The organism is Hydrogenophaga sp. (assembly GCF_011772445.1).
GTDB lineage: Bacteria > Pseudomonadota > Gammaproteobacteria > Burkholderiales > Burkholderiaceae_C > Hydrogenophaga.
Genome location: NZ_WVZN01000005.1, coordinates 112,418 through 131,630, shown reverse-complemented (window position 1 = coordinate 131,630; position 19,213 = coordinate 112,418). Strand labels below are relative to the sequence as shown.

The 19,213-nt window shown below is 68.3% G+C and carries 18 protein-coding genes; 10 read left to right on the top strand and 8 right to left on the bottom strand.

Translation table 11 applies throughout. The features are described from left to right. Positions 1 to 10 precede the first annotated feature (10 nt). On the top strand, positions 11 to 1,972 hold the full coding sequence (gene mrdA / locus GTO19_RS02150) for a penicillin-binding protein 2 (RefSeq protein WP_291017947.1): 1,962 nt from the start codon (positions 11 to 13) through the stop codon (positions 1,970 to 1,972). A gap of 50 nt (positions 1,973 to 2,022) precedes the next feature. Here mrdA and GTO19_RS02145 read toward each other — a convergent pair whose 3' ends face one another. The 6 genes from GTO19_RS02145 to GTO19_RS02120 form a co-directional block, all read right to left on the bottom strand. Next, positions 2,023 to 3,840, bottom strand: coding sequence for a calcium-binding protein (locus tag GTO19_RS02145; protein ID WP_291018266.1), 1,818 nt, complete (start codon positions 3,838 to 3,840; stop codon positions 2,023 to 2,025). Next, positions 3,809 to 4,513: a hypothetical protein gene (locus GTO19_RS02140; RefSeq protein ID WP_291017944.1), complete on the bottom strand. Its 705-nt coding sequence runs from the start codon at positions 4,511 to 4,513 to the stop codon at positions 3,809 to 3,811. Before GTO19_RS02140 ends, GTO19_RS02145 begins: the two co-directional genes overlap by 32 nt. Beyond that, on the bottom strand, positions 4,510 to 5,022 hold the full coding sequence (locus tag GTO19_RS02135) for a hypothetical protein (protein ID WP_291017941.1): 513 nt from the start codon (positions 5,020 to 5,022) through the stop codon (positions 4,510 to 4,512). The genes GTO19_RS02140 and GTO19_RS02135 overlap by 4 nt, the downstream gene beginning before the upstream one ends. Further along, a complete protein-coding gene (locus GTO19_RS02130) occupies positions 5,019 to 5,798 on the bottom strand; it encodes a hypothetical protein (RefSeq protein WP_291017938.1) in 780 nt (259 codons plus the stop codon). The genes GTO19_RS02135 and GTO19_RS02130 overlap by 4 nt, the downstream gene beginning before the upstream one ends. A 198-nt stretch (positions 5,799 to 5,996) precedes the next feature. After that, positions 5,997 to 6,521 (bottom strand): hypothetical protein, encoded by a 525-nt coding sequence (locus tag GTO19_RS02125; RefSeq protein WP_291017935.1) that lies wholly within the window; start codon positions 6,519 to 6,521, stop codon positions 5,997 to 5,999. A 162-nt stretch (positions 6,522 to 6,683) separates the two neighbouring features. After that, complete coding sequence (locus GTO19_RS02120) at positions 6,684 to 7,442, bottom strand: TSUP family transporter (RefSeq protein WP_291017933.1); 759 nt, start codon at positions 7,440 to 7,442, stop codon at positions 6,684 to 6,686. 360 nt (positions 7,443 to 7,802) lie between these two features. Here GTO19_RS02120 and GTO19_RS02115 point away from each other — a divergent pair, with 360 nt between their 5' ends. Both GTO19_RS02115 and GTO19_RS02110 read left to right on the top strand, forming a co-directional pair. After that, on the top strand, positions 7,803 to 9,065 hold the full coding sequence (locus GTO19_RS02115) for an ammonium transporter (protein ID WP_291017931.1): 1,263 nt from the start codon (positions 7,803 to 7,805) through the stop codon (positions 9,063 to 9,065). A 14-nt stretch (positions 9,066 to 9,079) separates the two neighbouring features. Beyond that, positions 9,080 to 9,406, top strand: coding sequence for a hypothetical protein (locus GTO19_RS02110; protein WP_291017928.1), 327 nt, complete (start codon positions 9,080 to 9,082; stop codon positions 9,404 to 9,406). Positions 9,407 to 9,412: 6 nt separating this feature from the next. Here GTO19_RS02110 and GTO19_RS02105 read toward each other — a convergent pair whose 3' ends face one another. Together GTO19_RS02105 and GTO19_RS02100 are read right to left on the bottom strand one after the other, a co-directional pair. After that, positions 9,413 to 11,071 (bottom strand): GMC family oxidoreductase, encoded by a 1,659-nt coding sequence (locus GTO19_RS02105; protein ID WP_291017925.1) that lies wholly within the window; start codon positions 11,069 to 11,071, stop codon positions 9,413 to 9,415. 50 nt (positions 11,072 to 11,121) lie between these two features. Then, a complete protein-coding gene (locus GTO19_RS02100; protein WP_291017923.1) occupies positions 11,122 to 12,639 on the bottom strand; it encodes a CoA-acylating methylmalonate-semialdehyde dehydrogenase in 1,518 nt (505 codons plus the stop codon). A 107-nt stretch (positions 12,640 to 12,746) separates the two neighbouring features. Between GTO19_RS02100 and GTO19_RS02095 the strand changes: the two genes are divergently transcribed. The 7 genes from GTO19_RS02095 (at position 12,747) to GTO19_RS02065 (ending at position 19,123) form a co-directional block, all read left to right on the top strand. Next, entirely contained in the window at positions 12,747 to 13,697 is a 951-nt protein-coding gene (locus tag GTO19_RS02095) for a LysR family transcriptional regulator (protein ID WP_291018262.1), read from the top strand. Between the two features lie 146 nt (positions 13,698 to 13,843). Then, complete coding sequence (locus GTO19_RS02090) at positions 13,844 to 14,860, top strand: sulfate ABC transporter substrate-binding protein (protein WP_291017921.1); 1,017 nt, start codon at positions 13,844 to 13,846, stop codon at positions 14,858 to 14,860. Positions 14,861 to 14,928: 68 nt separating this feature from the next. Then, on the top strand, positions 14,929 to 15,222 hold the full coding sequence (locus tag GTO19_RS02085) for a DUF1330 domain-containing protein (RefSeq protein WP_009519403.1): 294 nt from the start codon (positions 14,929 to 14,931) through the stop codon (positions 15,220 to 15,222). Between the two features lie 135 nt (positions 15,223 to 15,357). Then, positions 15,358 to 16,353 (top strand): sulfate ABC transporter substrate-binding protein, encoded by a 996-nt coding sequence (locus GTO19_RS02080; protein WP_291017917.1) that lies wholly within the window; start codon positions 15,358 to 15,360, stop codon positions 16,351 to 16,353. Between the two features lie 3 nt (positions 16,354 to 16,356). Next, positions 16,357 to 17,232 carry a sulfate ABC transporter permease subunit CysT gene (cysT, locus tag GTO19_RS02075; RefSeq protein WP_291017915.1) on the top strand — a complete coding sequence of 292 codons (876 nt, stop codon included), beginning with the start codon at positions 16,357 to 16,359 and terminating at the stop codon, positions 17,230 to 17,232. Next, positions 17,229 to 18,116 carry a sulfate ABC transporter permease subunit CysW gene (gene cysW / locus GTO19_RS02070; RefSeq protein ID WP_291017913.1) on the top strand — a complete coding sequence of 296 codons (888 nt, stop codon included), beginning with the start codon at positions 17,229 to 17,231 and terminating at the stop codon, positions 18,114 to 18,116. The genes cysT and cysW overlap by 4 nt, the downstream gene beginning before the upstream one ends. Continuing rightward, a complete protein-coding gene (locus GTO19_RS02065) occupies positions 18,113 to 19,123 on the top strand; it encodes a sulfate ABC transporter ATP-binding protein (protein ID WP_291017910.1) in 1,011 nt (336 codons plus the stop codon). The genes cysW and GTO19_RS02065 overlap by 4 nt, the downstream gene beginning before the upstream one ends. Positions 19,124 to 19,213 lie beyond the last annotated feature (90 nt).

Below are 19,213 nucleotides of genomic sequence, written 5' to 3'. Positions count from 1 at the left end.
AGCCAAGGCCATGACCGAACTGCGCAACGTCGATGCGGACATCTGGCAGTTCCGCCAGCGCGTGATCGTGGTCGCGCTGGCGGTGCTGTTCGCCTTCGGCCTCATCGTGGCGCGCATGAGCTGGCTCCAGGTGCACAAGCACGAGGAGTTCATGGCCCAGGCCGAGAGCAACCGCACGGCGGTGATTCCGGTGGTGCCCAACCGGGGCCAGATCGTCGACCGCGACGGGCGCGTGCTGGCCAGCAACTACTCCGCCTACACGCTGGAGCTCACGCCCTCGCTGATCGAGGACCTGGACGAGACCATCACCGGCCTGCGCGAGCTGGTCGACATCGGCCCGCGCGACGAGCGACGCTTTCGCAAGCTGCTCGAGGAGTCGCACCGCTTCGATTCGCTGCCCATCCGCACCCGCCTGAGCGACGAGGAGGTGGCGCGCTTCACCGCCCAGCGCTTCCGCTTCCCCGGCGTCGAGGTGCGCGCGCGCCTGCTGCGCCACTACCCCAACGGTGAAACGGCCAGCCATGTGGTCGGCTACATCGGCCGCATCAACCAGCGCGAGAAGGAGCTCATCGCCGACTGGCCCGAAGAAGAGCAGGCCAACTACCGCGGCACCGAGTACATCGGCAAGCTCGGCGCCGAGCAGCAGCACGAGCAGTTGCTGCACGGCACCACGGGCTTCGAGCGCGTCGAGACCTCGGCCGGCGGTCGCGCGGTGCGCTCGCTCGCGGCCACGCCGCCCACGCCGGGCGACACCGTCGTGCTCACCATCGACGCCAAGCTGCAGCACCTGGTCGAGACGCTGTACGGCGATCGCCGGGGCGCGCTGGTGGCCATCGACCCGCGCAACGGCGAGGTGCTGGCCTTCGTCTCCAAGCCCACCTTCGACCCCAACCTCTTCGTCGAGGGCATCGACGTGGACAACTGGCGCGCGCTCAACGAATCGCTCGACAAGCCGCTGCTCAACCGCGCCCTGCGCGGCACCTACCCGCCGGGCTCCACCTACAAGCCCTTCATGGCCATGGCCGCTCTGGAAACCGGCGCGCGCAAGGCCGAAACGGTCATCAACGACCCGGGCTACTGGATGCTGGGCAACCACCGCTTCCGCAGCCATGGCGACGGCGGGCTGGGCGCGGTGGATCTGCGCCGCAGCATCATCAAGTCGAGCAACGTCTACTACTACTCGCTGGCCAACGAGATGGGCGTGGACGCCATCCACGACTTCATGAAGCCCCTGGGCATCGGCCAGATCACCGGCATCGACCTCAAGGGCGAGGTGCGCGGCGTGCTGCCCAGCCAGGAATGGAAGCGCAACACCTACAAGCGCCCCGACCAGCAGCGCTGGTACGCGGGCGAGACCATCTCGCTGGGCATCGGCCAGGGGTACAACAACTTCACCATGCTGCAGATGGCCAACGCCATGGCCACGCTGGCCAACGGGGGCATCAAGCACGCCCCGCACCTCTCGCTGGCACGGCGCAACCCGCTCACGGGGCAGGTCGACCCCTTGCCCGCGCCTCCCACCGAGAACCTGAACTTCAAGCCCGAGCACGTGCGCGCCGTGCTCAGTGCCATGCAGGCCGTCACCACCGAAGGCACCTCGGCGCGCGTGTTCTCGGGCGCCGGGTACACCAGCGGCGGCAAGACCGGCACGGCCCAGGCCGTCACCATCGGCCAACGCGAGCGCTACGACGCCAGGAAGCTCGAGGAGCACCAGCGCGACCACTCGCTCTACCTGGCCTTCGCGCCGGCCGACGCGCCGCGCGTGGCGCTGGCCGTGATCGTGGAGAACGCCGGCTTCGGCGCCGCGGCGGCAGCCCCCATCGCGCGCCGCGTGTTCGACTACCTGCTGCTCGGCCAGTACCCGAGCGAGCAGGACATCGCCTCCCTGCAAGCCGGCGGCGGCGGCCCGCCGCAGGGCACACCGCGCCAGGTCAGCGAGGTGCCCTGGCCGCCCGCCGAGCCAGCGCCCTAGGCGGCGCGGTCACTGCAGCCGGAATAGGCCAAAAGGCAGGATCCCGCGGGTCATCCCCAACTGGCGGCCAGCACAGGTGTCAACACCGCTTGCTGCTCGGATGTCAGCAAGAGTTGTCCCGGCGGCGGCGGCGCGAATGCCGCCATGGCCTGCACCAGCGCATCGACCTGTTGGGCGAACAGCGTATCGCCGCTGGCGGTTTCGAAGGCGTCGATCCGCGTAGGTGTGCTGCTGTACCAGCCATTCAGTCGAACCACGTCATCGGTACCCATGACGCGGACCTCCAGATGGCTGTTCTCGCGCCGGAACCAGAGCTGATGGTGTTCGATTCCCTCGCAAAAGAACAACTTGTCTTCAACGGCCACGTCGTTGTCGGCAAGGTATTCGGGGTTGTGGATTTCATCCTTTCCGTCGCCGCGTCCAAACCGGTAGATATCCGAGCCAGCGCCGCCATTGAGGTAATCGTTGCCTGCGCCACCGTGGAGTACATCGTCGCCAGCGTCGCCATACAAGCGGTCGTCGCCGCCCCCGCCAAACAGATGGTCGTCGTCGGCCCCGCCGTACAGGTGATCGTTGCCATCCCCACCATCGAGCGCATCCTGTCCGGCACTACCACGCAACAAGTCGGACCCGCCTTCTCCCGAGAGTGCATCGTCGCCGGCCAAGCCCAGGAGTTCATCGTCTCCGCCAGCTCCATACAGCGCGTCATCGCCAGCGGCACCGTCCATTCGATCGTTGGCCGACGTGCCGAAGCCGTGCCCCACGCCCACGCCACGCAGCTCTTCGGGGATCGGGCTGCCTTCGGGCAGTTCGGCCAGCCAGCGGCGCAGCAAGGCCTGCGCGTCCACGCCGGCGACGGCAAGCGGTGCGCCGGCGTGCAGGCTCAGGTCGGCCAGGTCCAGCAGCGCCTCGCGCGGGTCGCTCTCGTGGCGTTCGGTCAGCCGCGCCTGCATGCCCGCACCGTCCCAGCGCACACTGGTTTCGTCGATGACCAGATCGATTCCGTCCAGATACGGCTTGAGTCGCGTCTGCATCGCCAGCGCGCCGTAGACGCCGTCCTCCAGCGCCGTCCAGCTCTCTTGGAGAAGCCGCTGCCGTGTCGATCCCGTCCACACGTTGGTGGTGCCATTGGGCTTGAGCGTGACGTAGTGCTGTCCATTGAAAGCCTCGAGCACCGCGATGCGTTCGCGCCAGAGGGCGGTTGCCTCGGCATCGAGCTGGTGCAGATCGAATGTCACGGTGTGTCCTGCGGCAGACCAATCGCTCAGCGTGACGAAGTCGCTGGTCTCTGCCCAGGCGTGGAGGATGGGCTCTAGCAGCACGCGCTGCGCATCGCGTGTTTCGGCCAACGCGAATTGGTTCAGCAGATCGGCCAGCGCGGGCGACAGGGCGGCCGCTTCGCGCAGATCGCGCACCGCGCCCGAGCCCTGCATGTCGGGCAAGGCTGTATTGATTGACGATGCGACGGGCGTGTTGAACGCGCGATGGAAAGGGTTCTCGGCGAACCAGGCGTCCGTGTACGCATGGATCTGGCCGTCGAGGTTGAAGCTGCCCAAACCATCCAGGCGCGTGCCATCGGCCAGGGTTTCGGCGTGCGCCGTTGGCGCAAGGTCGATCTGTGAGAGGCCGATGGCGTCGAGCGCATGCAACTCACCCGGGTCGCTGACACCGTCCTGGTCCTGATCGCGCCACACCCGAAGGGCGGCGAAGCCCGCATCGCGCGCATCGATCACGCCGTCGGCATTGCCGTCGAGCGCACCCAAGGCCTCGAAACCGTCTGCGGCGTATGCACCATCGTTCAGCAGGGTGTGGTTGCCGAACAGCTCGCGCCCCGAGTCAATCCAGCCATTGCCATTGCGGTCCAGCACCAGCAAGCCGTCGTCGGCCCCCGGCCCAGGCGGTGCCGGTGCGCAGGCCATCGGCGTTGTGGTCGAACAGGACGGCGCCGGTCAACGCTGAGATTTCGATGCCGTCGCCATCGAGGTCCAGCACGAGGGGCGAGGAGTTCTTGCGCGAACTCGTGAAGCGCGTGTTGGTGGTGGGGTCGACGCCATAGGGATGGATATCACCCCAGCCTTCGGCGGTCCACGTGGATGGGAGCGGGTCTTTTTCCATGTACAGCGGGATGAACCAGGGCGCGAGGCCGCTGGACGAGAAGCGCACGTCGGCACCGGCGTACTGCAAGGCGGCGATGGACCAGGTGGCGCAGTTCCAGGTTCTTTCACCGCTTCCATAGCCCGGCAGCGTCCAGGTGACGCCTCGCTTGGACAACTCGACAAACTCTCGCAGCTTCTGCAACTCTGCACTGGTGACGGGAATGGGGTCCGACGTCAAGCCTCGGCCGGCATAGTCCCGGGCGTCGGTACTGATGACCTCCCCTGGCGCGGTGTATGCGACCGGATTCGGGTACAGCCCGGCGGACTCGATCGAGCCGTCCGAGTGGTGGATCTCGATCCATGCGTGCCCGACCCTTGAGATATCTCGGCGGCTGTTCTTGACAGTGCCGGGCATGACGGATCGGACATAGACAGTAGCTGTCATTCAATGCTCCCTTGAGATGAAAAGTGAAAGTGAATCTCTCCTCGCGAGGCGTACCTCACCACTGCGCGGAACGGAGAGGAAATCCCGTCGCAGCCGAAACGATGTCGATCGATGCCATGGATCAAGGTGGCGTCGGTGATATGAGCGCAGGGGTTGGCAACGATGGGAACGGCGACCGAGCGGATGACGGCTTTCAGTTCGAGGACGTCTTCGTCCGAGGCATCGCCGGACAGCGTGATGGACTTGCAGTCGCGCCAGACTTCTTCGAGCAACAGGAACGAACAGCCCGCAGAGCGATTCGTGCCCAAAGTGGTAGGCGCAATCAGTTCGCCCAACCGGGGAGACTTCTTCGCAACGGCGGATCGGATGAGCTCTTCCATCACCATCGACTGCCGATCCATGGTCAAGCTGAACACCGCGTACCGCGATACGAAGTACGTGCCGTAGAACAGCAGCACCGGCAGCAGCGCGAACAGCAGCCGCCGACGCCAGCGGGCCCGCGCGCTCATGGCGCCACCCGCATGGTCAACACGGCGTTAGTCACGCCGCGCTGGATGTGCGCCCACTCCGCCTCCAGGCTGCGCCGGTAATGCACCGACACCAGCACCGGCCAGCCGTGGCGCTCCAGCGACCAGACCTGCACGCAGTGCCGGGGCAGCACGGGGTCGTTGCTGCAGGCGATGTAGGCCAGCAGGTGCCCGGCATCGTCGTAGGCCAGGTGGCGGTCGTCCGGCACCGGGCCGAGCCCTTCGTGCCTTGCCGCCTGCAGGGCCGGTGGCACGAAATCGACCCGGTGCTGTCGGCCCTGCTGTGCTGGCGCGGGCCAGTGGGCGTCGTCGGTCACGCGCTCGCGCACGAACCGGCGCAGGGCATCGGCACCGGGAAAGCGCTCGCCGCTGAGGACCAATGCCAGCACCCAGGGATGGTCGGCCTCGGCTTCAAGCGCCTTGAGGCCCGCGGACAACGGGCCCGGTTCGTGGACCGGCGTCAGCTCCGGGTGCCGCAGGAGCATGCCGAAGCGGCGGATGGACGAGGTGGGGGTGCGCACCGGCACGTGGCGCGTCCACTGCCCCCAGGCCGGATCGCCATCGAACTCCGGGTAGTCGGCCGCCCCGGGCGGGATGTGGACCGGCACGCCACCCAGCAGCCCGACAGTGGGTACGCGCGGGCCCCAGTGCGTGGGCGCTTGCGCCGGGACATAGCCCGACCAGTTCGCGTACTGAAAGCCATGGCCCAGTGCCACGCAGGCGGCCAGGGCCGCCCCTGCCCACGCGATCCGCAACATCCACTTCAGCGCGTGTGCGCGCGTCGATGCCTCAAGCCCCATCCGCTCCTCCTTGCCTTGGCGGGAGGATCATGCGGGAGCGGGTGTGCGCCTAACCCCCGGGTGTACGACCCACGCGCGCTATCGCCACCACCTTCGCCCAGGTGTTTCGTCCATGGCGCACCGGTACAGGCATGGCGAAACGACCGAACACCGTGCTCATTTGACGCTCCCATTGATGAATTGCACCTGCCGGATGGGCGGTGGTGATGTCGGGTGTTGCTGCACCCGGATGAGGCCAATGTCATGCTGGCCGAAGCACATGGAGTCAGAGGTCAGTTCTGCAACAGTCGTCTCGTTGATGAGCAGCACCCGCGCAATTGCCTTGCCCTGAAACGCCACCAGATACCAGGTCAGGTCCTCGCTGGGCAGATCAAGGCGGCGCACCGCCTGTTCTTCTTCCGGACTCATGTTCTCAATCCCTCGATTGCCCGTGTAGGGACGCAATACGCAGATGCGCTCTTCGAGCGATCCGAAGAGCGATGCCAATGGGCGCTCGCCGATGTCAATCAACGCTTGGGGCACTTGCGTTTCGCGAGACAGTCGATCGAGCTGACGGGTGCGCTTGAACTCGTTCCAGCCGATGAGCGCGACGCTCACGGCCAGCGTCCCGACGACGATGACGAGAAGTAGTGCGACCCCCTTCCTGAGGAGACGGAGCGTGTCGTGGAACTTGGAGTGCATGAGGGCAAGGGGAGAAGGCGTTGGGTGAAGTCGCTTACGAGGACCGCATGCAAGACTCACCCATGCCATGGCGGATGGATCTTGCAGAAGCCTTGTGGCGGCTACCCCCAGGTGTAGCGCCCTCACGGCCACCGAGCCTGGTGTTCGTCGACCGCAGGCCGACTACCGCAGCCAGGCGTCCCAGGTGGTCTTGAGGATCAGCGCCCCCACCACCACGATGAACACCCAGCGCACGAACCCGCTGCCGTGCTTGAGCGCCAGCCGCGTACCGGCCAGGCTGCCCACCACATTGGCCAGCGCCATCACCAGCGCGTAGTGCCACCACACGTGGCCCTTGAGCGCGAACAGCAGCAGCGCCGCCAGGTTGGACGCCGTGTTCAGCAGCTTGGCACTGGCGCTGGCGTGCAGGAAGTCGAAGCCCAGCCAGCGCACGAACAGGAAGACGAAGAAGCTGCCCGTGCCCGGACCGAAGAAGCCGTCGTAGAAGCCGATGACCACGCCCATCACACAGGCCGCTGCGGTGAGACGGCGCCCGGCGAAGGCCGGGTCGTGCGCGTGGCCCAGGTCCTTGCGCATGAGCGTATAGACCAGCACGGCGCCCAGCACGAACGGCAGCGCGCGGCGCAGGAAGTCGGGCGAGATCACCGTGACCGTCCAGGCCCCCGCCATCGCCCCGATGAACGCCGCGGCCGCCGCCGGCAGCAAGGAGCGCCAGGGCATGTCCACGCGTCGCGCGTACTGCACCGTGGCCGCCGCCGTGCCCAGCACCGCCGCCCCCTTGTTGATGCCGAACAGCGTGGCCGGGTGGGTGGTGGGGAAGACCGCGAACATCGCCGGCACGAGGATCAGCCCGCCCCCGCCCACGATCGAGTCCACGAAACCAGCGAGCAGCGAGGCGGCCGAGACGAGCAGCAGTTCCATAGGACACGGATTCTCGCCGCGCCGAGCACGCCCACACCCAGGCTGCCATGGATCCGGCTCCGCCGGTCCATCGGCAGCGTCCCCCCCGGGGGAAGCGCCGAAGGCGCGCAGGGGGGAGCCTAAAAAGAAAGAGCCGACCTTGTGGGTCGGCTCTGTCGGGGTGCCTGTGCGGCGTGTCCGGCGGTGCCGGTACGGGTGTCTCCTCGGTCTCCAACGTCCTGAATACCCTACCGAGCACCAGGCAATGCAGGGACTGTAGCGGCTTGCACCGCCCGGGTGCATCCGGGCTTTCCCTTGCACCGGGCCGGTCCTGGCACAGGAAATGCACCACGCCGTGCACAACCACGTTGGGGGATTCGTATGCCAGACATCAGCGGCCCCGCCCTGGCGGCCCTGGACAGCCTCTCCGCCGCCGACACCGCCTGGGTGATGGTGAGCACCGCCCTGGTGCTGCTCATGACCCTGCCCGGTATCGGTCTGTTCTACGGCGGCATGGTCCGCCGCTTCAACGTCATCAACACCATGGCCAGCGTGATGGGCATCGCCGCCCTGGTCAGCGTTCTCTGGTTTGCGATCGCTTACTCACTGGCTTTCACGCCCGGAGGCTCATTCGGGGGAATCATCGGTGGCCTGTCCCGCGCGGGCTTCGCGGGGCTGGACTACCTGGGTCAAGGTGGTCAGGTGGCGGTGAGCCACATCGCCCCGCACCTGCCGGAATCGGTGTTTGCCATGTTCCAGCTCAGCTTCGCGGTCATCACCTGCGCGCTGGTGGTAGGCGCTCTGGTGGAGCGCATGAAGTTCGGCGCCCTGCTCGCTTTCTCCGGGCTGTGGCTGCTGCTGGTCTACGCGCCCATCGCGCACTGGGTGTGGGAGCCGGGCGGCTGGCTGGCGCAACTCGGTGCGCTCGATTTCGCGGGCGGTGCGGTGGTGCACATCAACGCCGGCGCGGCGGCCCTGGTCTGCGCCTACGCGCTGGGGCCCCGGCAGGGCTACGGGCGCGAACCCTTCCTGCCCTTCAACCTGGGCCTGACCATGGCCGGCACCGGCCTGTTGTGGGTGGGCTGGTTCGGGTTCAACGGCGGCTCGGCCCTGGCGGCCGACGGCCGCGCGGGCCTGGCCATCGCAGTCACGCACATCGCCGCCGCCGCCGGTGCGCTGGCCTGGATGGCGGCCGAGTGGTGGGCCCGCCGACGCGCCACGCTCCTGGGCCTGTGTTCGGGTGTGGTAGCCGGCTTGGTGGCCATCACGCCCGCCGCCGGCTTTGTGGGGCCGCGCGCGGCCCTGCTGATCGGCGTGGCGGCGGGCTTCGCCTGCTACTGGGGCGCCACGGGCCTCAAACGCCTGCTGCGCGCCGACGACTCGCTCGACGTCTTCGGGGTGCACGGCGTGGGCGGCCTGGTGGGCGCGCTGCTCACCGGCGTGCTGGCCGACCCGGCCATTTCGGGACTGGAGGGCAGCGTGCTCACCCAGCTCATTGCCTGCGTGGCGGTGCTGGCCTACAGCCTGGTGATGACCACGGTGGTGCTGTTCATCGTGTCGCGCTTCGCGGGCCTGCGCGTGCGCGCGGACGACGAGCGCCAGGGGCTGGACGCTTCGCTGCACAACGAACGCCTGGGCGGCTGAGCGCGGTCCGGGCCATGAGCAACACGAGCGAGCTGTTCGCCATCGCGGCACACCTGCATGTGCTGCTGCGGCGCAAGACGGGGCGCGTGACCGACACCGAATGGCTCGCGACCAACGCGGAGTACGCGCGCGCCATCGTGCGCTTCGCGCGCGAGAAGGCCACCGCCGAGGGCCACGAGGACCTTCGGCAATGGGCCGACAAGCTGGAAGCGGCCATCGTCGACATGGGCGCCACGCCGCGCAAGACCCTGCTGGACGTGGCGGCCGAAGCCCTGCGCACCGCGCCACCCGGGCCAGCGCCCGCGGGCGCCGATCACAAGTACGTGGGCGGGCTGCGCTGAGGGCTGTCAGGCTCCCTCGCGTATCCAGCGCGCCGCCTTCTCCGCGATCATCAGCGTGGGGCTGTTGGTGTTGCCGCTGGTGATGGTGGGCATCACGCCCGCGTCCACCACGCGCAGACCGGCAATGCCGCGCACGCGCAGGTGGCTGTCCACCACGGCCGTGTCGTCGTCGGCGCGGCCCATCTTGGTGGTGCCCACAGGGTGGAAGATCGTGCTCGCGATGTCGCCGGCCAGGCGCGCGAGCTCGTCATCGCTCTGGTATTGCGGGCCCGGTTTGAACTCCTCGGGCTTGAATGGCGCCAGCGCAGGCTGGGCCACGATGCGCCGCGTCACGCGCAGGCTGTCGGCGGCCACGCGGCGGTCCTCGTCCGTGGCCAGGTACAGCGGTGCGATGGCGGGCGCGGCCTCGGGGTCGGCGCCGGTGATGCGCACGTGGCCGCGGCTGGTGGGGTTGAGGTTGCACACGCTCGCGGTAAAGGCCGGAAAGGCGTGCAGCGGCTCGCCGAAGGCGTCCAGGCTCAGCGGCTGCACGTGGTACTCCAGGTTGGCGTGCGGCTGCGCGGGATCGCTGCGCGTGAAGGCGCCGAGCTGGCTGGGCGACATGCTCATGGGCCCGCTGCGCGACAGCGCGTACTGCAGGCCGATGCGGGCCTTGCCCCACAGCGAACCGGCCAGCACGTTGAGCGTGGGCGCGCCCTGCACCTTGTAGACGGCGCGGATCTGCAGGTGGTCCTGCAGGTTCTCGCCCACGCCCTTGAGTTCATGCACCACGTCGATGCCGTGCGCGCGCAGCAGCGCCGCCGGGCCCACGCCCGAGCGCTGCAGGACCGCGGGCGATCCGATGCTGCCCGCGCTCAGCACGACCTCACGCATGGCCTGCACGCTGACGCGCTCGCCGCCGCGGCGCAACTCGGCGCCGCTGCAGCGCAGTTCGCCATTCGCTGCGCGTTCGAACAGCAGGCGCTCGGTGAGCGTCTCGGTCCACACCGTGAGGTTGGACCGTCGCAGCACCGGGCGCAGGAAGGCCTTGGACGCGTTCCATCGCCAGCCGGCCTTCTGGTTCACCTCGAAATAACCCACGCCCTCGTTGTCGCCGGTGTTGAAGTCGGCCGTGGCGGGCACGCCGGCCTGCTGCGCGGCCTGCGCAAAGGCGTCGAGGATGTCCCAGCGCAGGCGCTGCTTCTCCACGCGCCACTCGCCGGTGCTGCCGCGGCGGCCATTGCCGTGCAGCGCGGCGAATGAAGGGTCCTGCGCGGCGTCGAGGCGGTAGTGGTCCTCGTGCGCGGTGAAGTCGGGCAGGCAGGCGTCCCAGCGCCAGGCGGCGTCACCGGTGGCCTCGGCCCAGTGCTCGTAGTCGCGCCGCTGGCCACGCATGTAGATCATGCCGTTGATGCTGGAGCAGCCCCCCAGGGTCTTGCCGCGCGGGTAGCGCAGGCGCCGGCCATTGAGGCCGGGGTCGGGCTCGGTCTGGTAGCACCAGTCGGTGCGCGGGTTGCCGATGCAGTAGAGGTAGCCGACCGGGATGTGGATCCAGTGGTAGTCGTCCTTGCCGCCGGCCTCCAGCAGCAGCACCCGCTTCGTCGGGTCGGCGCTCAGGCGATTGGCCAGCAGGCAGCCCGCCGTGCCGGCGCCGATGACGATGAAGTCGAAGCGGGTGTCGCTCATGCCTTGTCTCGCTCTCGTTGTTGTTTGTCGCGCTGCTGGCGCGCGGGACTTTACTTCGCCGTCGGCATGACGAACTCGGCGCCCTTTGAAATGCTTTCCGGCCAGCGCTGCATGATCGACTTCTGCTTCGTATAGAAGCGCACGCCCTCTTCGCCATAGGCGTGCATGTCGCCGAACAGGCTCTTCTTCCAGCCGCCGAAGCCCTGCCAGGCCATGGGCACGGGAATGGGCACGTTGATGCCCACCATGCCCACCTGGATGCGCCGCGCGAACTCGCGCGCCACGTTGCCGTCGCGCGTGAAGCAGGAGACGCCGTTGCCGAACTCGTGCTCGTTGATGATCTGCACCGCCTGCGCGAAATCGGGCACGCGCACGCAGGACAGCACCGGGCCGAAGATCTCCTCCCTGTAGATCTTCATGTCGGTGCTGACGTGGTCGAACAGCGTGCCGCCCATCCAGAAGCCCTTGTCGCAGCCCTTGCCCGCCGTGGCGCCGCTGAAGCCTCGGCCATCCACCAGCAGCGTCGCGCCTTCCTTGGCGCCCGCGTCGATATACCCGCTGATGCGCTGGTGCGCGGCGGCCGTGACGATGGGGCCCATCTCGGCCGCGAGGTTCATGCCGTCCAGCACCTTCAGCGTCTTCGTGCGCTCGACCAGCTTGGGCATGATCTTGTCGGCCACGTCGCCCACCAGCACCGCCACGCTGATGGCCATGCAACGCTCGCCGGCGCTGCCGTAGGCGCTGCCGATCAACGCGTCCACCGCCTGGTCCAGGTCGGCGTCGGGCATCACCACCATGTGGTTCTTGGCGCCGCCCAGGGCCTGCACGCGCTTGCCGTGGTGCGCGCCGGTCTCGTAGATGTAGTTCGCGATCGGCGTGGAACCGACGAAGCTGATCGCCTTCACGTCGGGGTGCACCAGCAGCGCGTCCACCGCCTCCTTGTCGCCCTGCACCACGTTGAACACGCCGTCGGGCAGGCCCGCTTTCTTCAGCAGTTCGCCCATGAACAGCGAGGCCGAGGGGTCGATGGGGCTGGGCTTGAGCACGAAGCAGTTGCCCGCGGCGATGGCCACCGGGAACATCCACATGGGCACCATCACCGGGAAGTTGAAGGGTGTGATGCCCGCGACCACACCCAGCGGCTGGCGCAGGGTCCAGTTGTCCATGCCGGTGGAGACCTGGTCGGTGAAGTCGCCCTTGAGCAGTTGCGGAATGCCGCAGGCGAATTCGATGATGTCGATGCCGCGCGCGACCTCGCCTTGCGCGTCGGTGAACACCTTGCCGTGCTCGCTGGTGATCAGCTTCGCCAGTTCGTCCTTGTGCTGGTTCACGAGCTCGAGGAACTTGAACATCACGCGCGCGCGGCGGATCGGCGGCGTGTCGGCCCAGGCCGGGAAGGCGGCTTGCGCGGCGGCCACGGCCGCATCCACGTCGGCCGGATTGGCCAGGGCCACGCGGCCGGTGACGGCGCCGGTGGCGGGGTTGGTCACGTCCTGCACGCGCACGGACGAACCGGCGGCGACGCGGCCGCCGATGAAGTGGGCGATGGAGGTGGGGTTCGTGGTCATGGCGGCGGTCCCTGGCGGTGGCGAAGCGGCCCAGTCTAGGCAGCGGCCCCGCCCCTGCCTAGGCGCCGGACTTGAACGCATTGTTTGCCATGGTGAACAATGTGCCCATGAGTCTGGAAAAAGCCGAGCACCTCTGGTCCCACCTGCACTGGCTCACCGTGCTGGCGCAGCACGGCAGCTACACCGCGGCGGCGCAGCGCCTGGGCGTGAGCAAGGCCGCCATGAGCCAGCACATCAGCGAGCTGGAACGCGCGGCCGGCGTGCCCTTGGTGCAGCGCACCACGCGCAGCGTGCGCCTCACCGAAGCAGGCCAGCGCCTGGTCGATGGCCTGCGCGAGCCTTTCGAGCGCATCGCCCAAGGCTTCGCCAGCGTGCGCGACCTGGCCGAGGTGCCGGCGGGCCGCGTCCGGGTAACGGCGCCGGTGGCCTTCGCGCGCCAGCAGCTCGTGCCGCGCATCGCCGATTTCCTGCGCGAGCACCCCGGCATCCGCATCGAGCTCGACCTGTCCGACCGCCTGAGCTCGGTGGCCACCGAGGGTTTCGACCTTGCCATCCGCCACACCGCCGCGCCACCCGACACGCACGTGGCCTGGACGCTGTGCCGCACACGCTCGGTGCTGGTGGCCAGCCGCGCCTACCTGCGCCGCCGCGGCACGCCCGCCACGCCGCAGGACCTGGCCGGCCACGACTGCCTGCACTACCCGCGCGCGCAGGACACGCCGGCCTGGCACTTCCAGCCCGCCGAAGGGCGGCGCAAGGCCAGCGCTCCCCGCACCACGGTGGCGGTGACCGGCCCCTTCGGCGCCAACAACAGCGAGGCACTGCGCGAGGCCGCCCTGGCGGGCCTGGGCATCGCCCTGCTGCCGGACTTCAGCGCGCAGGCCGCGCTGCGCGCCGGCAAGCTGGTGGAGGTGCTGCCGGACTGGGAAGCCGTCGGCACCTTCAGCGACCACATCTACGCCATCCGGCCCTACGCCAGCCATGTACCGCGCGCGGTCACGGTGTTCGTGGCCTGGCTGCGCGGGGCGCTGGCCGAGGGCTTTCCGCTGCGGCCCTGACAGGAACGCCCTGCAGCGCCCATAGATGTTTTCGTCATAAACAACCAAAAACGTATTCGTTCCTTGTTCGCCCGCTTGCCGGGAACATCGCGGCCTTGTCGCTGACACCAGCGCCTCCGAACGACCGACCGAACAAGGAACGAACCATGACCACCCGCCGCCACCTGCTGACCACCCTGGGCGCCGCCGCCCTCACCCTGACGCTGGGCGCCGCCCAGGCCCAGGCGCCCGCACCCGTCACCCTGCTCAACGTGAGCTACGACCCCACGCGCGAGCTCTACGTCGAATACAACGCCGCCTTCGCCAAACACTGGAAAGCCAAAACCGGCCAGGACGTGACCATCAAGCAGTCGCACGGTGGCTCGGGCCGCCAGGCGCGCGCCATCATCGACGGCCTGGACGCCGACGTGGCCACCCTGGCCCTGGCCGGCGACACCGACGCCCTGCACACCAACGGCCAGTGGGTGCCCAAGGACTGGCAGAAGCGCCTGCCGCAGAACAGCTCGCCCTACACCTCCACCATCGTGCTGGTGGTTCGCGCCGGGAACCCCAGGAACATCAAGGACTGGGACGACCTGATCCGACCCGACGTCAAGGTCATCACGCCCAACCCCAAGACATCGGGCGGCGCGCGCTGGAACTACCTGGCCGCCTGGGAATTCGCCAAGCGCAAGTACGGCGGTGATGAAAAAGCCAAGGAATTCGTCGCCAAGCTCTACGCCAACGTGCCCGTGCTGGACACCGGCGCGCGCGGCTCCTCCGTCACCTTCGCGCAGCGCAACCAGGGCGACGTGTTCATCAGCTGGGAGAACGAGGCCTACCTGCTGGAGAAGGAGTTCGGCAACAAGGTGGACTTCGTCTACCCCTCGCTGTCCATCCTGGCCGAGCCCGCGGTGACCGTGGTCGACAAGAACGTGGACAAGAAAGGCACGCGCGCCGTGGCGCAGGCCTACCTGGAGTTCCTCTACACCGAAGAGGCGCAGGACATCATCGGCAAGCACTTCTACCGCCCGCGCTCCGAGAAGGCCCAGGCCAAGTACGCCAAGCAACTGCCCAAGCTCAAGCTGTTCACCATCGACGCCGCCTTCGGCGGCTGGGACCAGGCGGCCAAGGTGCACTTCGCCGACGGCGGCAGCTTCGACCAGATCTACACCCGCAAGTAGGTCTTCCCATGGGAGCGACAATCCTCGCGCCGTTGAAGGCCCCATCAACCCACGAGGAGATTCCCCCCATGCCCAAGGCTTACTGGATGGCCACCTACCGATCGATCAGCGACCCCGCCGCGCTGGCGGCCTATGCCCAATTGGCGGGGCCGGCCCTGCAAGCATTTGGCGCGCGCTTTCTGGCGCGCGGCATGCCCGCGCAGGTGTACGAGGCGGCCGTGCAGCAGCGCGCCGTGCTGATCGAGTTCGACAGCGTGGACCAGGCCATCGCGGCGCACGACAGCCCCGCCTACCAGGAGGCGCTGCAGGCCTTGGGCGATGGCGCCGAGCGCGACATCCGCATCATCGAAGCCATCGCCTGAGCGCTGGCCGGCGGCCGGTGGCCGCCGTTTCTTATGCCGTCATGGCATGAAGAAACAAGAAAACTGTCGTTTGCTTTTGTGAAGGGCACTTCCAGAATCCCGCTCCTGCCCCCTGAACACCATGAGCCTTCGACCATGAACACCGCCCTGCGCACCACCGTCGCCACCCTCGGGCTGGCCCTCAGCACCCTGGCCTCGGCCCAGAGCACCACGCTGCTCAACGTCTCGTACGACGTGGCGCGCGAGTTCTACAAGGACATCAACGCCGCCTTCGTCGAGCAGCAGAAAAAGGCCGGCAAGACCGTGGTGGTGAACCAGTCGCACGCCGGCTCGAGCGCCCAGGCGCGCGCCGTGGCCGACGGACTGGAGGCCGACGTGGTCACCATGAACACCACCACCGACGTCGACTTCCTCGCCGACAAGGGCGTGGTCGCCAAGGACTGGCGCCAGAAATTCCCCCACAACGCCGCGCCCACCACGTCCACCATGCTGTTCCTGGTGCGCAACGGCAACCCCAAGAACATCAAGGACTGGGACGACCTGATCAAGCCCGGCGTGCAGGTCGTGGTGGTCAACCCCAAGACCGGCGGCAACGGCCGCTACGCCTACCTGGCCGCCTGGGGCCAGGTGCGCGCCAAAGGCGGCACCGATGAACAGGCCGCCGCGTTCGTGAAGAAGCTCTACGCCAACGTGCCCGTGCTGGCGCGCGGCGGGCGCGACGCCACCGGCACCTTCCTGCAGCGCAACGTCGGCGACGTGCTGATCACCTTCGAGTCCGAGGTGGTGTCGGTGAACAACGAGTTCGGCGCCGGCAAGGTCGACGCCATCCACCCGAGCGCGAGCATCGTGGCCGAGAACCCGGTCGCCATCGTCGAGCGCACGGTGAACAAGAAAGGCACGGCCGCCGAAGCCAAGGCCTACCTCGACTTCCTCTACACCGAGCAGGGCCAGGAGATCGCGGCGAAGCACAACATCCGCCCGCGCTCGGAAGCGGTGCTGAAGAAGCACGCCGACGTCTTCAAGCCCGTCAAGCTGTTCACGGTGGAGCAGTACTTCGGCTCCTTCGCCGAGGCGCAGAAGACCCACTTCAACGACGGCGGGAAGTTCGACCAGCTCTACACGGTCCGCTGAGCCATGACCGCCACCACGCTGCCCCTGCCGGCAGCGCCCGGCGCGCGGCGCCCCGCGCGCCGCGTGCTGCCGGGCTTCAACATCACCCTGGGCTACACGCTGCTCTACCTGAGCCTGATCGTGTTGATCCCGCTCTCGGCCCTGGTCTTCAAGACCTTCTCGATGACCTGGCCTCAGTTCTGGGACGCGGTGGCTTCACCGCGTGTGCTGGCCTCCTACCGCCTGACCTTCGGTGCCTCGCTGATCGCAGCGCTGGTCAACGTGGTGTTCGGCCTGCTGGTGGCCTGGGTGCTGGTGCGCTACAGCTTCCCCGGCAAGAAGATCGTCGACGCGCTGGTGGACCTGCCCTTCGCGCTGCCCACGGCCGTGGCCGGCATCTCGCTCACCGCGCTGCTGGCCGACAACGGCTGGATCGGCCAGTACGTCGCGCCGCTGGGCATCCAGCTCGCCTTCAACCCCAACGGCGTGGTCATCGCGCTCATCTTCATCGGCCTGCCCTTCGTGGTGCGCACGGTGCAGCCCGTGCTGGAAGACACCGAGAAAGAGCTGGAAGAAGCCGCCAGCAGCCTGGGCGCCACGCGCTGGCAGATCTTCTGGCGCGTGATCTTCCCCAGCATCGCGCCTGCGCTGCTCACGGGCTTCGCCATGGCCTTCGCGCGCGCAGTGGGTGAGTACGGCTCGGTGATCTTCATCGCCGGCAACATGCCCATGGTCTCGGAGATCACGCCGCTGATCATCATCTCCAAGCTCGAGCAGTACGACTACGCAGGCGCCACCGCCGTGGCCACCGTCATGCTGCTCATCTCCTTCGTTCTGCTGCTGGTCATCAACGGCCTGCAGGCCTGGCAGCGCAAGCGCTCCGGTGGAGCGATGGCATGAGCCTTGTACGAACCGAAGCGCCCTGGGTGCGCCGCACGCTGATCGCCATCGCCCTGGTCTTCATGGCGCTGTTCCTGGTGCTGCCGCTGGCCGCGGTGTTCGCCGAGGCGCTGCGCAAGGGCTGGGAAGCCTACTGGGAGGCGCTGAAGGAGCCCGACGCCTGGGCCGCGATCCGCCTCACCCTGATCACCGCCGCCGTGGCTGTGCCGCTGAACCTGGTGTTCGGCGTGGCCGCGGCCTGGGCCGTGGCCAAGTTCGAGTTCCGTGGCAAGGCCTTCCTCACCACGCTGATCGATCTGCCGTTCTCCGTCTCGCCCGTGGTGGCGGGCCTGATCTACGTGCTGGTGTTCGGCGCGCAGGGCTGGCTCGGCCCCTGGCTGGCCGCGCACGACATCAAGATCGTCTTCGCCGTGCCCGGCATCATCCTGGCCACCATCTTCGTCACCTTCCCCTTCATCGCGCGCGAGCTCATCCCGCTGATGCAGGCGCAGGGCAACGACGAGGAGCAGGCCGCGCAGGTGCTGGGTGCCTCGGGCTGGCAGACCTTCTGGCACGTCACGCTGCCCAACATCAAGTGGGGCCTGATCTACGGCGTGATCCTGTGCAACGCGCGCGCCATGGGCGAGTTCGGTGCGGTCTCGGTGGTCTCGGGCCACATCCGCGGCCAGACCAACACCATGCCGCTGCACGTGGAAGTCCTCTACAACGAGTACCAGTCCGTCGCCGCCTTCGCCGTGGCCTCGCTGCTGGCGCTGCTGGCGCTGATCACCCTCGTCATCAAGACCGTGGCCGAATGGCGCATGGAGCGCGAGCTCAAAGCCCTGGCCGAGCTGCCGCCCGAGCGGCCGCGTCACGACCCCGCCGTCGCAGGAGCATCCGTATGAGCATCAACGTCCAGAACATTTCCAAGCACTTCGGCTCGTTCCACGCGCTGGACAACATCCGGCTCGACATCGAAAGCGGCGAGCTGCTGGCCCTGCTGGGCCCCTCGGGCTGCGGCAAGACCACGCTGCTGCGCATCATCGCGGGCCTGGAAACGGCCGACGCCGGCCAGATCGTGATCAGCGGCGAGGACAGCACGCACGTGCACGTGCGCGAGCGCAACGTGGGCTTCGTGTTCCAGCACTACGCGCTGTTCCGCCACATGACGGTGGCCGACAACGTGGCCTTCGGCCTGCGCGTGAAGCCGCGCGGGGAGCGCCCGAGCGAGAAGCAGATCCAGGCCAAGGTCCACGAGCTGCTTCAGCTCGTGCAGCTCGACTGGCTGGCCGACCGCTACCCCGCGCAGCTCTCCGGCGGCCAGCGCCAGCGCGTCGCCCTGGCGCGCGCGCTGGCGGTGGAGCCCAAGGTGCTGCTGCTCGACGAGCCTTTCGGCGCGCTCGACGCCCAGGTGCGCAAGGAACTGCGCCGCTGGCTGCGCCGCCTGCACGACGAACTGCACGTCACCAGCATCTTCGTCACGCACGACCAGGAAGAGGCGCTGGAAGTGGCCGACCGTGTGGTGCTGATGAACCACGGCAAGATCGAACAGGTCGGTTCGCCGCGCGAGGTGTGGGAACACCCGGCCACGCCCTTCGTGGCGCGCTTCCTGGGCGGCGTGCCGCTGGTGGGCGACGGCACGCGCCCGTTGCGCCCGCACGAGCTGCAGGTGCAGCGCCTGCTGCCCGGCGTCGACACCACCGGCGCCGTGGTGGCCACCCTGCGCCGCGCGCTGGTGCTGGACCCGGTGGTGCGCCTCGAGCTCGAGTGCACCTCGGGCGGGCACGACCTGATCGAGGCGCGCCTGGGCACGGCGCAGTTCCAGGCCCTGGGCCTGCGCGAGGGCGACACGGTGCTGGTCTCGCCGCGCAGCCCCCTCGGCGCGGCCGACCCCGCCCTGGCCCTGGCCTGAGCGCAGGGGCGCGGTCGCGCCGGTCGCGCTGGCGCGTGGCCCGGGAACCCCGCTGTCGTCAAACGGTCATGCAGGGACACCAGCATCACC

Excerpts from the sequence above, each read along its gene's own strand:
- mrdA (WP_291017947.1), top strand. The coding sequence starts at position 11 with ATGACCGAACTGCGCAACGTCGATGCGGACATCTGGCAGTTCCGCCAG.
- GTO19_RS02140 (WP_291017944.1), bottom strand. The coding sequence starts at position 4,513 with ATGACAGCTACTGTCTATGTCCGATCCGTCATGCCCGGCACTGTCAAG.
- GTO19_RS02135 (WP_291017941.1), bottom strand. The coding sequence starts at position 5,022 with ATGAGCGCGCGGGCCCGCTGGCGTCGGCGGCTGCTGTTCGCGCTGCTG.
- GTO19_RS02130 (WP_291017938.1), bottom strand. The coding sequence starts at position 5,798 with ATGTTGCGGATCGCGTGGGCAGGGGCGGCCCTGGCCGCCTGCGTGGCA.
- GTO19_RS02125 (WP_291017935.1), bottom strand. The coding sequence starts at position 6,521 with ATGCACTCCAAGTTCCACGACACGCTCCGTCTCCTCAGGAAGGGGGTC.
- GTO19_RS02120 (WP_291017933.1), bottom strand. The coding sequence starts at position 7,442 with ATGGAACTGCTGCTCGTCTCGGCCGCCTCGCTGCTCGCTGGTTTCGTG.
- GTO19_RS02115 (WP_291017931.1), top strand. The coding sequence starts at position 7,803 with ATGCCAGACATCAGCGGCCCCGCCCTGGCGGCCCTGGACAGCCTCTCC.
- GTO19_RS02110 (WP_291017928.1), top strand. The coding sequence starts at position 9,080 with ATGAGCAACACGAGCGAGCTGTTCGCCATCGCGGCACACCTGCATGTG.
- GTO19_RS02105 (WP_291017925.1), bottom strand. The coding sequence starts at position 11,071 with ATGAGCGACACCCGCTTCGACTTCATCGTCATCGGCGCCGGCACGGCG.
- GTO19_RS02100 (WP_291017923.1), bottom strand. The coding sequence starts at position 12,639 with ATGACCACGAACCCCACCTCCATCGCCCACTTCATCGGCGGCCGCGTC.
- GTO19_RS02095 (WP_291018262.1), top strand. The coding sequence starts at position 12,747 with ATGAGTCTGGAAAAAGCCGAGCACCTCTGGTCCCACCTGCACTGGCTC.
- GTO19_RS02090 (WP_291017921.1), top strand. The coding sequence starts at position 13,844 with ATGACCACCCGCCGCCACCTGCTGACCACCCTGGGCGCCGCCGCCCTC.
- GTO19_RS02085 (WP_009519403.1), top strand. The coding sequence starts at position 14,929 with ATGCCCAAGGCTTACTGGATGGCCACCTACCGATCGATCAGCGACCCC.
- GTO19_RS02080 (WP_291017917.1), top strand. The coding sequence starts at position 15,358 with ATGAACACCGCCCTGCGCACCACCGTCGCCACCCTCGGGCTGGCCCTC.
- cysT (WP_291017915.1), top strand. The coding sequence starts at position 16,357 with ATGACCGCCACCACGCTGCCCCTGCCGGCAGCGCCCGGCGCGCGGCGC.
- cysW (WP_291017913.1), top strand. The coding sequence starts at position 17,229 with ATGAGCCTTGTACGAACCGAAGCGCCCTGGGTGCGCCGCACGCTGATC.
- GTO19_RS02065 (WP_291017910.1), top strand. The coding sequence starts at position 18,113 with ATGAGCATCAACGTCCAGAACATTTCCAAGCACTTCGGCTCGTTCCAC.